The sequence below is a fragment of the Arthrobacter sp. S41 genome (assembly GCF_004320535.1).
Taxonomy (GTDB): Bacteria; Actinomycetota; Actinomycetes; order Actinomycetales; family Micrococcaceae; genus Glutamicibacter.
The window spans coordinates 296,969-312,478 of record NZ_SIHY01000003.1 but is presented as its reverse complement, the minus strand read 5'-3'; the positions used below and the strand labels follow the sequence as shown (position 1 = coordinate 312,478).

At 54.1% G+C, this 15,510-nt stretch carries 11 protein-coding genes; 5 read left to right on the top strand and 6 right to left on the bottom strand.

Annotated elements, in window-relative coordinates; genetic code table 11:
- Positions 1–413: 413 nt before the first annotated feature.
- Together EYR88_RS15415 and EYR88_RS15410 are read right to left on the bottom strand one after the other, a co-directional pair.
- A complete protein-coding gene (locus EYR88_RS15415; protein WP_242632615.1) occupies positions 414–1,535 on the bottom strand; it encodes a type I restriction endonuclease in 1,122 nt (373 codons plus the stop codon).
- Positions 1,536–1,930: 395 nt separating this feature from the next.
- Positions 1,931–2,773 (bottom strand): HAD-IIA family hydrolase, encoded by an 843-nt coding sequence (locus EYR88_RS15410; protein WP_131090643.1) that lies wholly within the window; start codon positions 2,771–2,773, stop codon positions 1,931–1,933.
- A 138-nt stretch (positions 2,774–2,911) separates the two neighbouring features.
- On the opposite strand from EYR88_RS15410, the gene EYR88_RS15405 reads away from it, so the two are divergent.
- The 5 genes from EYR88_RS15405 (at position 2,912) to EYR88_RS15385 (ending at position 8,723) form a co-directional block, all read left to right on the top strand.
- A complete protein-coding gene (locus tag EYR88_RS15405) occupies positions 2,912–3,568 on the top strand; it encodes an RNA methyltransferase (RefSeq protein WP_131090642.1) in 657 nt (218 codons plus the stop codon).
- 106 nt (positions 3,569–3,674) lie between these two features.
- Positions 3,675–5,072 (top strand): M23 family metallopeptidase, encoded by a 1,398-nt coding sequence (locus tag EYR88_RS15400; protein ID WP_131090641.1) that lies wholly within the window; start codon positions 3,675–3,677, stop codon positions 5,070–5,072.
- Between the two features lie 161 nt (positions 5,073–5,233).
- The gene (gene fbaA, locus EYR88_RS15395; RefSeq protein WP_131090640.1) at positions 5,234–6,256 is read left to right on the top strand and encodes a class II fructose-bisphosphate aldolase; all 1,023 of its coding nucleotides are present in this window, start codon (positions 5,234–5,236) and stop codon (positions 6,254–6,256) included.
- A gap of 2 nt (positions 6,257–6,258) precedes the next feature.
- On the top strand, positions 6,259–6,675 hold the full coding sequence (locus EYR88_RS15390; protein ID WP_131090639.1) for a DUF3151 domain-containing protein: 417 nt from the start codon (positions 6,259–6,261) through the stop codon (positions 6,673–6,675).
- Positions 6,676–6,770: 95 nt separating this feature from the next.
- Complete coding sequence (locus tag EYR88_RS15385; RefSeq protein ID WP_131090638.1) at positions 6,771–8,723, top strand: serine/threonine-protein kinase; 1,953 nt, start codon at positions 6,771–6,773, stop codon at positions 8,721–8,723.
- Positions 8,724–8,833: 110 nt separating this feature from the next.
- Here the strand turns inward: EYR88_RS15385 and EYR88_RS15380 are convergent, their stop codons facing one another.
- From EYR88_RS15380 to EYR88_RS15365, 4 genes are all read right to left on the bottom strand, one after another.
- Positions 8,834–9,796, bottom strand: a complete 963-nt coding sequence (locus tag EYR88_RS15380; protein WP_131090637.1) for a hypothetical protein — start codon at positions 9,794–9,796, stop codon at positions 8,834–8,836.
- A gap of 2 nt (positions 9,797–9,798) precedes the next feature.
- Positions 9,799–10,392, bottom strand: coding sequence for a DUF805 domain-containing protein (locus tag EYR88_RS15375; RefSeq protein WP_131090636.1), 594 nt, complete (start codon positions 10,390–10,392; stop codon positions 9,799–9,801).
- 48 nt (positions 10,393–10,440) lie between these two features.
- On the bottom strand, positions 10,441–10,920 hold the full coding sequence (locus tag EYR88_RS15370; protein WP_131090635.1) for a DUF1307 domain-containing protein: 480 nt from the start codon (positions 10,918–10,920) through the stop codon (positions 10,441–10,443).
- A gap of 205 nt (positions 10,921–11,125) precedes the next feature.
- A complete protein-coding gene (locus EYR88_RS15365) occupies positions 11,126–15,445 on the bottom strand; it encodes an FtsK/SpoIIIE domain-containing protein (protein WP_131090634.1) in 4,320 nt (1,439 codons plus the stop codon).
- Positions 15,446–15,510 lie beyond the last annotated feature (65 nt).

Below are 15,510 nucleotides of genomic sequence, written 5' to 3'. Positions count from 1 at the left end.
CAAGGAAGTTCAGTAAGAAGCTGTTGGTTCGCAACAACCGAGAATAAAACCAGCGAAGAACTAACTTTCTTGAGAAGTGCGGTGCGACCCAATCGATGTCTTGTGAAGGCAATTACTTCGACAACTCTGTCCTGGAGAATTTCCTTCGTCAGCTCAGTGCAGAGACGTATTGCGGCGATCGTTTTACTGATTCTGAGGGGCTCAGGGTAAAGACATGCGCGCGTATCGATTGGTGTAGCTGGAGTCGGCTTCAGGAACGAATGAACGGTATGGCGCCGATGAAATATCGGTGCCATACCGTTGGGGTGTGAAGTGGGACTAATGCTTGACTAGTGCGTAAGCAATATCGCGCTGCTAGGCGTTTAGTGACCTATTTTGCCGTATCCCGAAAATGAGTCCCACTAAAGTAGGGTCTAGTCGTTGACTAACCTAACTACAACCGATCGGATCTGGTCCGCGAAGAGATAAATATCTTCAAGGTCGTCGATCGGGTAGCGAGTCTCTTTCTTGTCCTCATCAAGAATGCCAATATATTTTTGTGCTCGCGCATTGAAGTGAAGACGCGCGATCGTTCGCCGATTATTGTCGTCAAGCAATATGCCAAAGTAAGTTTTGCTGTCCCGGTGCGTGACTCGGTTAGGTTTTACTTCGCTGCAGGCGATGGCCTTGACTATCTGGTACCCGGCGAGTTCTTCCTCGGTCGTGATGACCCCGGTTTTGTCCGCTAGTTCTTTTGCTTCAATCGCGTTTTCAGCAGACTCATGAACCTGCAACGACGTCATATCGCTTCCGTCCACAAGCGGGATGTCAATCCTGTCGCCTTCATGGAGGGCACTCTTCAGACGCTCATGAACTTTTTCTTTCAGGTACTGCTTGGTTGCTTTGCCGACAAGTTCTGAGAAGAGGGTCAAGTTATCGGCTGTCGCTCGACGGTCAGTGACTCTTGTCATTAGCAGTCGAACGAATTCTTTTCCAGGCTCTTTGAACTCGATCGACAGTTCTCGTTTGAGTGCGCCAACGTATTTAAGTTCTTCGGCTGAGTTCAGTACTGAATCAAGATTGAACGTTTCCTTGGTCAGTTTTGAAAGCTCGGGGTAAACGACCTCGTCGATATCTAGGAGGTCTAGGACAAGGAAGGGCTTCTGATCCATGATGTTCGGAGCATCCAGGTCTGTAAAGAAGTGGTAGACCTGTCCATTAGTCAGTACGCCGATGCGAGCGTTAGTGACCGAAAAGTAGCGGAACAATTGCGACGCATGTTTGACGTTCAGCGCGTCTCCAACATGTTTGCATTCGATCAATATCTGAACTTCGCCATCCTTCATGATCGCGTAGTCGACCTTTTCGCCCTTCTTCGTCCCATGGTCCGCGGTGAATTCTGGAATGACTTCGAGAGGGTTGAAGACGTCGTATCCCAACACGCGCGAAATGAATGGCATTACAAAAGCGTTTTTTGTAGCTTCCTCAGTCTGGATTGAATCCTTCTGCGCGCGCAGTTTGGCGGACAAATCTTCGATTCCAATTTCAATTCCCAAGGGTTCCCCTTAAACATAATCGTAAAAATGCTCGTAAAAACCACTTGGTTAATTCGATATTTGTGATGCTAGCAGATGCCTACGACAAGAAAGGAGAAACTTAGTTTACGGTTTGGAGAAGATTCTTCGAGGAAATGATTTCAGATGTACAACGCGACCAGAAAGTTGCCCCGTCATGTTCGGGGGCAACACGCAGTGACCGTAGCAAGGTTGTGGCTTGAGGTTGCTGAATCAGGTGCAAAACAAATGTCGTTGGGGCTGGGTAGCGTCGAAAAGCTGCCGATATGGGTAATGGGTGGTCTGTGGGCTTGCCGTCGCTACGCTGCGAAAGCGGATTCGGCCGACGGGCAGCACAAAGGCCGGGCAAATGCCCGGCCTTTGTGCTGCGTTAGAAGTTATTTCTTAGCTTCCTTGGCTTCAGGAACTACCGCGTCCTTGGCCAGTTCTGCGTGAAGGTTCGCCACGGATGGGTACTGAAGGTCCGGACGGAATGGGAAAGTATCCATATCTTCACGGGCGGTGATGCCGGTGAAGACCAAAGCGGTAAGTAGACCAGCTTCCATGCCAGCAACAATGTCGGTGTCCATGCGGTCACCAATCATTGCAGTGGTTTCCGAGTGTGCATCAATGCGGTTCAAAGCAGAGCGGAACATCATCGGGTTGGGCTTGCCAACTACATATGGTTCGCGGTTGGTTGCACGAGAAATCAGCGCAGCAATGGCACCGGTGGCTGGCAGCAGACCTTCTGCCGATGGGCCGGTAGCGTCAGGGTTGGTTGCGATGAACTTGGCGCCGCCTTCAATCAGTCGGATCGCCTTGGTGATCGCTTCGAAGGAGTAGGTGCGAGTTTCGCCCAAAACCACATAGTCAGGATTCTGGTCAGTCATGATGAATCCGGCATCGTGCAACGCGGTGGTTAGCCCGGCTTCGCCGATAACAAAGGTGCGTCCACCCGGACGCTGGCGAGCTAAGAATTCAGCGGTAGCCATCGCGGAGGTCCAGATGTTTTCTTCAGGGACGTCCAAGCCGGAAGCCAGCAACCGGGCACGCAAGTCACGTGGGGTGTAAATGGAGTTGTTGGTCAAGACTAGGAAACGCAGGTTGTTTTCGCGCCAGTAGCTCATCAGCTCTGCGGCACCCTTAACAGCCTGATTTTCATGGACAAGAACGCCGTCCATGTCAGTAAGCCAGCACTTGATGTCGTGGACAGTGCGGGCAGCGCGGTTGGTAGTCGTCACGAGGTGAAGTCCTCCCTGATGAAATTGTGGTGGGAGCTATCTGCGTTGAAAGAATCCCCTGCTACTAAAAAGACTACACAGCCTTGGAGAATTGCGCCGTGAACAAGGGCACGATTAGAAAGAACTACGCTTAATAACGTGAATCAAGAAACGCAGGAACCAGTAAACGACCCCAGCGAGCAGCATGTCATTGGAGTGGGCCCTTGGGAAGGGGAGCATCCAACCGACGAAAAGTATGATCTTGAGCTGCTAGCCAACGGTGATCGTCGCAATGTTGCTGACAAGTATCGCTACTGGAACATGGACTCGATCATCGCGGATTTGGATGAGCGTCGCCACGATTTCCATATCGCCATTGAAAACTGGCAGCACGACATGAATATCGGCACGGTGGTGCGAAGTGCCAACGCGTTCCTCGCCAAAGAGGTCCACATTATTGGTCGTCGCCGGTGGAACCGCAGGGGAGCGATGGTGACCGATCGTTACCAACACGTGCGTCATCACCCAACGGTCGATGATTTTGTTACCTGGGCGGAATCCGAGGGGCTGACCATTTTGGGGATCGATATCTTCCCTGACTCCGTACCTTTGGAAACCTACGACATTCCAAAGAATTGTGTTTTGGTGTTTGGCCAGGAAGGACCCGGGTTAAGCCCTGAAGTTCATGCGGCAGCCAAAGACACCTTGTCAATTGAACAGTTCGGTTCAACGCGTTCTATCAATGCGGCCTCGGCCGCTGGAATTGCCATGCACGCATGGATCCGCAGACACGTTTTTGGGCAACAGGTGGGGTAACGGAGAAATTAATACTCATGAGTATTAGTCGAGCATCTGGATTAGTTACTTTTTTCAGCTTACTCTGGAATCCAGTTATGGAAATGTGATCTGGGAGCGAGTGGCTGTGAAACGTCGTCATCAAGTGAATCATGACTTACTTCTGCCCGGGTTACACCGAAAGAAACGACCAGCAGTTGTGTGGTCAGCCTCGGTGATTGCGGCCCTGGGGTTGACCGGCGCATTAGCAATCCCATTGGTAGCCCAGCCAGCTGATACTCGTCAGGGGAACGTCCAGGTGTCCATGGACGCCGTCGCTGACGCTTCCTTGGCCTACGGGCCGGTGTTTGTCAGTGTTGATGCTCCGCTGAATGCTTTTGGGGCCTCGGGTAGGCAACTTGCCATCGACGGACGTCCCATCGGAATGGTGGCCGGTGCCTTAGATGCCTCCGAAGTGGTAGAAGCTGAGACCGTGGACGCGGAACAGAGTGCCGAAAGCGAAGAAGAAAATACCGCCAGTACTGCACTTTTGGCTGGCACGGTAGGCGAGATTGGCAAGCTCCCGGGAGACCTGCAGTTGATGCACCCGGTGACTTCACGCCGAATTTCTAGCCCTTATGGTTGGCGTTCGAACCCTACCGGTGCCGGAAACCAGATCCACATTGGTCAGGACTACCCAGTATCTTGTGGCTCTCCTGTCTACGCCTCTGAAGATGGAACGGTGAGCGTTTCGGGATGGGCAGGCCACTCTGGCATGCGTGTGAGCATCGATCACGGATCAAATATCCAAACCGGCTATAGCCACAACTCGAAGCTCATCGCTAAGGTGGGGCAGCACGTACAACAGGGCGAGTTGATCGCCTTGGCCGGTACCACCGGTAATTCCACCGGATGCCACGTGCATTTTGAAGTCATCATTGATGGTCGGTGGCACGATCCACGCAACTACCTGCCTTTGATCCCTGGCCAGCGTCAGGCAATGATCAATTCCCAGCGTCTGACCGTCGGCGCAAACTCTGCTCCAAAGAGTGGTGCTCCACGAAGCTCCGCACCTTCTACCAATCAGCCGGATCCGGACATTATTGTTCCGGAGAACGACACTCCATACATTCCTAGCCCAGCTCCCAAGCCGCGTCCGGTGCCAACTAAGACGGTCAAGCCGACACCGACCCACAGCGAGACTAAGACTCCTACCCCAACAAAGAGTCCAAGTACCTCAACTGCGCCGCCCGAAAGCACCACCAAGGCGCCTTCACCTAGTGCGAAGCCAACGCCTAGTACGTCGCCAACAAAAATTCCTTCGCCAATGCCTACAACTAAGGCGCCTGAACCCACCACCTCGAATTCGGCACCGCCGGTACAAAGTACACCGGATAAAGAGCCGACTACGCCCTCGCCAACGGTGAGCAGCACGCAGGAAAAGAAGAGTGGCGCTAGCTCGCCAACAGGCTCAGAAGGCTCGAGCGGCAGTGCTACCCCGAGTACAGCAGGTAGCGCCAGCAGCTCAGCATCGATAACCCAATAAGCAACCATCCGTGAGGTGGTGGCGCTCTGCATTGCAAATACAGGTTCTTTACCGTGTCACGATATGAGATTTTAGGTTGAGATAGTGACCTAGGCGATAGGATGGATGGCGAACCGCCGTCAATGGAGACGCGAAACCTCGCTAATCACCAGGAGTGAAGCATGCCTATCGCAACCCCCGATAAGTACAATGCCATGATCGACGCTGCCAAGGCTGGCGGCTACGCCTTCCCAGCAGTAAACGTGACCAGTTCGCAGACCCTGAATGCCGCTATTCGCGGCTTCGCTGAAGCTGAGTCTGACGGCATCATTCAGGTCTCCACGGGCGGTGCCGCCTACTGGTCCGGTGCCTCCGTTAAGGACATGGTTGTTGGCTCGTTGGGCTTCGCAGCTTTCGCTCGCGAAGTAGCCAAGAAGTACGGCGTCAACATCGCCCTGCACACCGACCACTGCCCAGCAGACAAGCTGGATAGCTTTGTGCTGCCACTGTTGGCTGCATCTGAAGCAGAAGTTGCTGCAGGCCGCGACCCATTCTTCAACTCCCACATGTGGGATGGCTCGGCTGAGACCCTTGAAGAGAACCTGCGTATTGCTGCAGAACTGCTGCCACGCACCGCTGCTGCCAAGCAGATCCTCGAAGTTGAAATCGGCGCAGTGGGCGGCGAAGAAGACGGCGTAGAAAACGCTATCAACGACAAGCTGTACTCCACCGTTGAAGATGCACTGGCTACCATCGACGCTTTGGGCGCCGGTGAAAAGGGCCGCTACATCACCGCACTGACCTTCGGTAACGTACACGGCGTGTACAAGCCAGGTAACGTGAAGCTGCGTCCGGAGATCCTGAAGGATATCCAGGCTCAGGTTGGTGGCAAGATCGGCAAGGCTAACCCATTCGACCTCGTCTTCCACGGTGGTTCGGGCTCCTCCGATAAGGAAATCGCGGATGCTGTTTCCTACGGTGTTATCAAGATGAACATTGACACCGACACCCAGTACGCATTCACCCGTCCAGTAGCTGGCCACATGTTGGGCAACTACGACGGCGTGCTGAAGATTGACGGCGAAGTTGGCAACAAGAAGACCTATGACCCACGCGTTTGGGGTGCCAAGGCTGAAGAGGGCATGGCAGCTCGCATCGTTGAAGCTGCTCGTCAGCTGGGCTCGGCCGGAAAGTCGCTGAAGTAAATATGGCTGGCGAAAACCTGTTGGGCATTCCAGAAACTCTGCTTCCTGAGGAATCTGAGGTTTTGGCTCGCCTTGAAGCTGGCGATGAGCCAACGGACCTGGCCGCCAAGTTCCCATCATCCTCTTTGGTGTGGGCACTGCTGGCTGATGAAGCGCACGGCGAAGGCCGCATTGTGGAGTCCTACGCGTTTGCTCGTGTTGGCTACCACCGTGGTCTGGATTCGCTGCGTAAAGCCGGTTGGCGCGGACAGGGACCAGTTCCTTGGAGCCACGCGCCGAACCGCGGCTTCCTGCGTTCGCTGTATGCGCTGGGCCGTGCGGCTGCAGCCATCGGTGAAGCTGAAGAAGTTGATCGCATCGGCAAGTTCCTGAACGATTCGGATGCTTCTGCCAAGGCTGAAATCGAAGCCGGCAAATAAGTATTTTGACTCTGCAAACGGCGGTTCTTCCCTTTTGGGGAAGAACCGCCGTTTGGTGCGTAGTTGAGTAGTAAAGGAAATTAGAAACTAACATTATGAGCGTTCTGCAAGCAGGCGATGCACTAGGTTCCAGCTACAAGCTGATCAAGAAAATTGGCTCCGGCGCTGTCGGAGAAGTTTGGTGTGTCAGCCAAGAGCGTGGAGGCCCAGATCTAGCCGCCAAGCTCTTACGCCAAGAACATGTGCAAGACTCAGACTTGGTGGAGAAATTCATCAAAGAGCGCTCAGTGCTTTTGAATCTGAAGCACCAAAATATTGTTGTCGCTAGAGACCTCGTAGTCGAAGGTCAGCAACTAGCCATCGTCATGGACCTTGTCGAAGGTGGGACGCTTAGAGACGCCTTAGAAGCGCAGGGGACACTGGCCCCTTCCTCGGCCATTGACTACACAGTGCAGGTTCTGGACGCCTTGGCTGCGGCTCATCAAAAGGGTGTCACCCATCGTGACATCAAACCGGACAATGTCCTCTTGGATCACGCACAAGCGAAGGTCTCTGACTTTGGTATCGCCTCTGTGCTTCAGGGAGCTAAAAAGAGCACTTCCGGCATGCTCGGCACCCCGGCCTATATGCCTCCCGAGCTGTTTACTCGCGGTGAAGCCGGCACCGCAGGAGACATCTATGCCGCGGGTGTGCTGCTTTACGAGTTGCTTGCTGGCCGAACTCCTTTTGCTGGAACTGGTAATGACTACACGTTGTCCTTCCGACACGTTTCTACCGTTCCACCACGCTTAGATATTCCAGATCCATTATGGGATGGCTTGTCATCCATGCTGGAGAAGGACCCTTCGCTTCGACCTGATGCAACTTCTGCTGCGCACCAGCTTCGTGGGCTAAGCAAAAAATACACGCAACTGCCTGCGCTTGAATCAGTCACCGCGCCAGAGCAATTTGAAGAGCTTGAACGTCCCGCCACGGTCATTCGAAGCAAGGACAAGCCAAGAACCACAAGCGATGCAAAACCTGCTGGATCGCTTAACCCAAGCGACCTGCCGGATTTGGGTGTGCCGGCCAATCACACCGTCGTTCGCCCGATGGCAACAAGGAAACCAGCAGCTCCCGTTGACGAAGAACCAACAACGGACCAGAAAAACCAATTCAGCCGTCCCGAGTGGCTGACCACGAAGGCTATGTGGCTACTTGGCGCTGCAGCCTTCCTCATCGTGGCGCTGGTACTCGGGTTTACCTTGATTCCTGGATCATCGGGCAAGGGCAAAACAAGCGACGAAGCGCTCACCGCAACGCAACAAGATCAAATCTTGCCTTCAGGGCTGGGCATATCCCGTCGTGCGGAGTACAAACCTCAAACGGGCGAAGTGGAGCTGACGCTAACTTATGCTGCTCAGAAGACACCGCTGCGAGGAGAGCTCTTTGAATCTCTGCCAGCTCCTGGGGAGGCAGGTAACTGCCCGAACGTTACTTGGGAAGGCGCCAAAGCCACACGCAACCAGCAGAGCATCAATGGTGTGGCAGCTGACTGTGGATGGCAATTGAGCGAACTAGCCATTCCTAAGCAATCTACTGCTGAAGTCAAAGCAAAACTAAACGTGGAGATTGCAGACCAGCAGGCGTTGGATCAGTGGCTGAAAAATGCTGCTGAGGCGACACTTACGGCAATGACGGATCCTGCCACTGAGGGCAGTGCTTATCCCGCTCAGCGACTGCAAGACATTGCGGTAAAGACTCCAACCAGGACAGTCAGTCAAACTCCGCTACCGGTGAAGTTGATTCCTGTTTGGCCTTCAGGGCCTGACGAACTCAATCCGATATACGCCAGCCCAGCGACAGGAAAACCCACCGCAGTGTTGCAAGCTGTTTCCCAAGGTGAAAGTGGAGTTCGTTTCTCGGACGGCTGCTCGGGTGCCTTGGCGGTGTCTAAAGATGGACTGGTGGTTACCGCGCTGTCAGTGTCACCGCAATGTACCGTTCGAGCAACGGTAGGCAACTTTACTGAGCTGGTCAGCAACCAGTTCAGCATTACGACTCGATGATGTGAACGACGCGGTGAGTTCTCACCTAGAAGCAACGCAACCGACCTGTTAAAAACGTCAGCCACGACGCAGGAGAACAGAACTGCGACGTGGCTGACGGAGATACGTTGTTAGCCGTTATTGACGGGCTGAGTCGTATCGGTTTGTGCTTCCCTCGTGGACGCGAACGGACGAGCCTCGTAGGCTTCGTCTCCTTCGGACCACTTCTTGCCCGCTTGGATAGGCGCTCCAACTGCGAAGCGGTCTACTGCTTCAGCGACAGCCTGAACCGAGTTCAACATTTCCTCACCAAAGACCGCTGGCCTGAACCCGGGGAAGGTCCTAGCGGTGTTCTTGGACTTCTTGTGCGCTTTAGGCTGCTGACCGTAGGGGTCAACCATACTCGCGTTCGCGGCCGGATCATCCAGCAGTTGAATCCACTGCTGCGCTGAGGCAGGCAAGGTTGAATCCTCGGTGTAGAAGAGAATATATCCTTGCTTGGGTCCACCGAACACGTCAATGCGAGCGCCCTTATTGAAGGCACTGAAACGAGTTCGTTTCTTGCCGTTCAGTGACTGGAGGAGCGCCTGCAAGTCTGCTGGAGTGGCTACAGAATTATCAAATTCCATACGTCCTTCACGCCACCAAGTGATGAGACTATTGTCGTTTTTACTCTGGAGGGCGAGAGCTTCCCGGTGTTGCTCGACCGATTCTTCTTCGCTTTTGAATCCGACGGATATCGCGATGGGCACGCCAACGATCAGACCAATTATGGCTGCGATGCAAGTTGACAGTGCACCGTTCGAAGAGAAGTTGTCCGCTAGTCCGATGACGATGAATACCAAGACGATATCCACCAGGATCGCGACCACTCGTGGCAGATAACGGATGAGCACAATTGAGATTGCCACACCGAGGATCAGCCCGAGAAGGTAACCCACCACGGGCGGAAAGTATCCAGTAAAGAGATTCTTGAAACCAATGGTGCGAGAATACGTGAGGAAGCTGATGGAGATCATCAGTGCTACAGCCACTTGTGCACGTTTCACTACGCCGCTAGAGGCGCGACGCTTCCGTGTGGTGGTTGGCTGCATACTTAGGAAACCTGTCCCGCCCGGTCAAAGCGCGCGCCTTCAGGCTTGGAAGGCAGCAGCGTCAGGATGAGCAGGATGATTCCACCTACGCCAGGAACCAGCGAGATGAAGTACCAAGGGCCTGGGCGGTTGGTATCGTGCAGACGGCGCCAGGTGATGGCCAAGTTAGGAACAATTAGTGCAAGGGTAATCAGAAGCAAAAGTGCCACGCCGAGGTAAATCCATACCGAGTCCGGGCTTTGGATTCCACCAGGGCCTCGGGTGTAGGTAGCCATGTCATCACCGTCAACGGTTCCGTACGGTACCTCCACCTGGTACTTATCGGCCCACGCGATGCCACGGGCTACACCAATCGTCATGAATATCGAGGGAATCAGGCTGACGATAAAGGTGAAGAGCGCTACGTACCAGTACTCACTGCGCGATGCTCGCCCGCTGAAGGTGGCGTACTTCTTGAAGTAACGCGAGATGGCCTGCCCGAATGAAGCCCCGTAGAGAGGCTGGTCCAAAGGCTGTGCCGATGAGGCTGGCTGTTGAACCTCTGGCGCGTTGTAGTCAGGGTTTTGCTGGGTCAAATCTTGTGGAGTTGAAGTCATGAGGTTGAAAATCCTTCTGCAGTAGTCGAAAAAAGTTGGACGGCCGAATTACTGTTCTTTGGTGTACCCAATTTTGGTCAGCGCATCAATGGTCTTCTGCAGGTCCACAAAGTCGGTGGCATTTTCGCCGGTGAAGTCCCCCTGAATGATGTCGAGTTCTTTGAGCTTGGCAAGATCTGCATCTTCGAACTTCACTTCGGTGTACTCGAGCGCTTTGTTGTCGTTTACTGCGTAGCGGTATTCAACTCCATCGACGCCATTGGTCTTTTGCTGGTAGTCGTAAATTGCGCCTTTGATAGCGTCAGGGGTGACGCCCATTTTTTTGAAATCGATGGCATTGGAGCCGTACTGTTCGATCAGGCGGTCACCTTTGGAAACAAGAACCATTTCCGACTTGACACCGTTTTGGTCAGTGACCATTTTGACAGCCTGCGTGCCGCAGCCAGTGAGCAGTGTGGTGCCCAAGAGCAATGCGGCGGTGCCGATGGCTAACTGACGTTTTTTCTTTGATGGGCGAGTGACGCTCATATGCTTTTTCCTTTGCTACGTACATGACGGTCCGACGGGCCACGAAGAATTGAGAAAATTCGGGATATTTGATTCGAACTCTCTGTCGACTTCGTAGACTTATCCACCCTAACCACGCTTATTACTGAATTTTCAAACTGATGAAGTTACAGGGGTTGGTTCGTTGCTTCGTTCTCCGTCTGTTGGCTGCCGCTGTTATCCGTCCTCAGGCATCGGTTTTGAGATCGGCAGGGCTGACGGTTTGCACTAGAGTGATGTGTCCTCCGGTATGCATATATCCACGACCCGGCGTCAGCGCCACAGGTGTTTTACCCGGCATATCGATGCCGAAAATTGATTGGTCCTTGTACGGATCAGGCTGCAGGAGAACACCGGTGCCATAGCTTCTGAGAACCTTCTGCCAGCTATAGAGGCTCCTCAGTTCTGCGCTACGACCAGCGCCAATAATGCAGACTCCTTCTGGGCCGCTCTTGAGCAAGTTCTCTATCGCAGACCCCTGATCATCTAGCTTTTCAACATCGTCAAGCAGCAAGAATCGATGCCCCTCGCGGAACATCAAATCGTTGATAAGGCCACTGATATCGGCACCGGGTGCGCAGACTCTTTCAAGTCCAGCATCACTGAGCGGGGAGCGCTTGTCGCAGATAGCCCAGACAGTGGGAGCTGGTGCACCTTCGACCCGCGTTTGTTGCAGCATCTGTGACAGAGCAATCATCAACGTTGACTTGCCCGAGCGTGCGGGACCGGCGATCAACACGTGCTCCTGCGGGTATATCTCTAGGAACGCTGGAGACAAGTCACTTTCACGAATGCCCACCGGAATCTTCCAAGACTCGTCATCAAGCACCGGAATTGCGTTCAGCTCCGTCGAGGAGAGTTCACCCGGTAGATTACGGATCAATGCTGGCCTTGGTCCACGGTTGCCCCAATGCGAATCGACAAAAGCGACTGCTTCGGAAATATCTGAACCGACAGTGGCAATATGCATTTGCTGTAATTCATTAATGCTGACGCAACGCCCAGGTACGGGCGCAGGGATATTTCCTCGCTTGATACCTAACGCGCTGTATTCATGATGATCCGAGAGCTTGAATACCCATTTTTGAGTGGTAATAGCATTCATGGCAGTTGGGATTCTGGTATTGATCGAACTAGTCACCGCGAAGTGCAAGCCGAGGGCAGGGCCCTCGGCGTAGGCCCGCATGAACTGTTCCATCAAGGAACCAGCTGATCCGTACGCGTCGAACTCTTCGCGAAGGGCAACAAATCCGTCGACCAAGATGATGGTCTTCTTCCGTCGGTGCGGATCAGCTTTACGGGCAGAGAGCTCATTGCCCAGGTGGCGCAGGAAGCGTGCTTGACGTTCTTTGCTCCCTTGATCAGTCCCTACGTAGGCAAGGGTGTGGGGTAGGCGCGAGAGGGGGCGAAGCGATCCTGCTCCCAAATCCAACACCATTAGATCTAGATCGTCGGGGTCCGTGTTCAATGCGGCGTTCAGAGCTAAAGAGCATAACGTGGTGCTGGTGCCTGAGCCTGGGATGCCAACGAGCAGCAGGTTACCTTCTTTCAGATTCCAACCAGTTGAAATCTGACGTTGCAGCTTTGGTTCATCGCGTACGGCGATTTTCAGGACGTTGTTATTAAACCCGCCAGCGGTGTGGATGGCCTCGGGGTTGGTCCCGGGCAGAGTTTCAAATCCTTGAAGCTCGGCCTTTTGACCAAGCGCCTCTGGCCAAACAAAACGCGGTTTTTTTATCGCGAGGTCGTCATTGGCTTCATTGATTGCTTCAATGAGCAAGTCGAGGTCACTGTCCTGGCTGAGTACGGTGTTGGTGTTCAGCGGTTTGGTTCCAGCTGCACCAAAGTTTCCTGGTTCCAACACGTGCAAGGTCGGTCCGCTACTGATGACGGCACGGCCGGTGACCAACGCAGTCTGTACTGCTGAGATATCGTCCTGCCCCAACTTTACGTAGCTTCGACCCATCTGCTTTCGGCTGATGCTGGCCGCAACTGGCACGCCAATAACGTTGTTGGAATCTTCGCGGGACTGTACGCGCAACGCAACACGCAAGTTGGTGTTTGCAAGAATATCTTCGGTCACTACACCAGCCGGACGCTGAGTTGCCAAGATCATGTGCACGCCAAGGGTTCGTCCCACGGCACCCACCGAAACAAGCGACTTGAGCACTTCAGGGAATTCTTTGGCAAGCATTGCAAATTCATCGACCACCAGCAGTAGTCGAGGCATTGGCTCAGCAGGATTGGTTTTGAGATAGGCATCAAGGTTGTCGATGTCCTCGCCAGCGGCAGCGAACTTTCGCTGGCGGCGCTCCATTTCGGCCTCCAACGATTCCAGCGCGCGGGTAGCTAGCTGCTCATCGAGGTTGGAGATAGTTCCGATGGTGTGGGGGAGGGCTTCACATGCAGCGAAGGCTGCGCCGCCCTTGAAGTCCACCAGGATGAAGTTGAGCTTGTCGGGAGCGTTACGCGCGGCTAGGCCAGCGACCATTGAACGCAGGAACTCACTCTTGCCTGAACCGGTGGTGCCACCTACCAGTCCATGCGGACCGTCTTTGACCAGGTCCAGCGACATGACGCCTGCTTCGCTGATGCCGATAGGCGTTTCAAAGCCTTTAGACGTTGCCCAGAGCTGTTTAATCTGGCTCCCGCTGATCTTCTGCAGGCCCAATAAGTCAGGAAGTTTGGAGAGGGAAGGCAAACCAGCGCCGGGCACAACAAGTTCCGGGTCATCAAAGCGAGCCAGAGATTGAGCTGCAATTTCAGCAGATATTTCACTCAAACCACTGATGGTGACGTGCTCAACGGACTGCTGCACATGTCGTTGGTCCACGGTAGCTTCTGCGTCTTCTCGTACGTGAATGACGGTATTACAAGCAGCGGGCAGGTAGTGCTCATCGGTGGCAATGACAATGCCGGAAATCTGATGCTTCCTAGATCCGGGAGCTTTGTAGCCAGTTTCAAAGGACCGCCCGTGCGCAAGTAGGGATCGCGCCGGTGCGTCACGACCTTCGGTTAATACTTCGGAGTCCACCACCATGAGGGTTAAACCGGGGACTTGGGCATCTGTGGCTTCTCGCAGATCTTTGAGTAGCGCTTTGCTTCGTTCACTTTGATCCGATAGCCATTGCTCATGCTCGCTACTGCCATGCCGGCGAGTATGAGGCAGCCACGAGGCAAAACCCCAACCATCTGCGCGACCGCGGTCGCAGAAGACAGCAATCCGAAGATCGGCGGGGCCCACATGGGTTGCAGCTTGGATCACGAGGCTACGCGCTAGGGCAAGCGCTCCTTCGCGTTCGCCAACGATACCCACGACGCCGGCGTTTGAGAGGTCGGCGATTACCGGTGCTGCCAGAAGTTTGTTGGCCTCATAGGTGTCTCGGATGTCCTTATCCATACGAGACACATTGGTTCCCGGAGCCAGTTCGGGTTTCCAGTTGCTCTGGCCGGTGCCGGCGTTCAGCGTCAGTACATCATCATCTTGGGCACGGCGTTGCCACAGGCGAGTAGTTGGGAACCGGCCGGTACGCAGAACGACGGAGGTATCCGGCACCCATTCGCGGATGCGTTCGGCCTCATCTTTAGAAGCTTCAGCCATCTGTTCCTTGAACTCGTCCAAGGCCTGGCTGAAGCGGGATTCTTCTTCGGCGAGGTTTTTCTTGTGGCGGCGCTTTTGCTCGAACCACATACCTATGGCCATTACCGGGCTCAACAACGCGAACATGGCGTACCGTGCGTTGCCCATCATCATGACCATCGCACCGGCCATCAACAATGGCGCAATGACGGTGATGTAACTGAACTTTGATGCCGGAGCAACCACCTTGCGCTCTGGAGGTGTCAGTGGCGGATGGTCTGCAACAGTACCTGGCCGTGGTGGACGGTTAAAGGGCGCAGTCTGAGCGGAAGTGAGGTTGTGAAGGGAACCAGGCTTAGGAGCCTTTTGCTCCGCAAAATCTGGGCGAAGTAGGATGCTGACCCCGCCAAGGGTGACCGTGGCGGTTTGTGAGATCAATATTCCTTCATCGTCTGCAGGGACTTGTTCCCCATTAACGAAGGTTCCGTTGGTAGATTTTGAGTCGCGGATTCGCACCGCTAATCCAGAATCCGACTGTTCTTCAACTTCAAAGGAAGCATGTTCCCATGACGCGCTTTCGGTATCAAGCTGAATATCGGCGTGAGGCGAACGGCCCAGAAGCAAGCGCCGATGTTCCGGAAGGCTAATCAATGCTCCGGTATTCAATCCGCCAGCGATGGCAGCAATCCAGCCGGAGAAACTCTGTTCAACACTGCTGGGCTGATAGCTAATGATGCTGCCCTCAAGCAACGTCAGGTCACTAAGTAGGGTGCTTGTTTCGGTGCGAACATCATCCACATAGACATCCCGATCCGAAGCGCTCTCCTGTCCGACTTTGGACAACAGGTCGCTCAAAGTCGTGGAATCGTCGGCTCCGTGAATGTCACGGATCATTCGCTGACCGTCAAGGTCGAACGCGATACGCATATGAATCAAGCCCTTCTTCAAAAGTGGACTGCAACGGTCATCAGCTCAAAGTCAGCAGCGCGCTG